1 protein-coding gene is annotated in these 320 nt (G+C 65.0%); it reads right to left on the bottom strand.

Annotated elements, in window-relative coordinates; genetic code table 11:
- Positions 1 to 296: nitrite reductase small subunit NirD (gene nirD / locus EN807_RS33895; protein ID WP_135938044.1), on the bottom strand; the 296-nt coding region annotated here is incomplete at its 3' end.
- Between the last annotated feature and the right edge of the window lie 24 nt (positions 297 to 320).

Below are 320 nucleotides of genomic sequence, written 5' to 3' on the forward strand. Positions count from 1 at the left end.
ATGAAAAGGCGATCGTCATCGACCTTGACCGGTATCGTCCTCACCGAGCCTTCGTCCGCGCCGAGCGCCTTGCCCGTCTCCAGCGAGATCACCCAGTTGTGCAGCGGGCAGGTCACCGCCGCGCCATGGACGATGCCCTGGCTGAGCGGCCCGCCCTTGTGCGGGCAGTGGTCGTCAATGGCGAAGACCTGGTCGTCGGCCGTGCGGAAGACGGCGATCTTGCCTTGCGGAGTATCGACACAGCGCGCACCGCGCGGGGGAATGTCGGTGATGGAGCCGATGGCGATCCAGGTCATGTTGTCTCTTTCCTGCCGGCTCAT

This window comes from Mesorhizobium sp. M5C.F.Ca.ET.164.01.1.1, from assembly GCF_004792125.1.
GTDB lineage: Bacteria > Pseudomonadota > Alphaproteobacteria > Rhizobiales > Rhizobiaceae > Mesorhizobium > Mesorhizobium wenxiniae.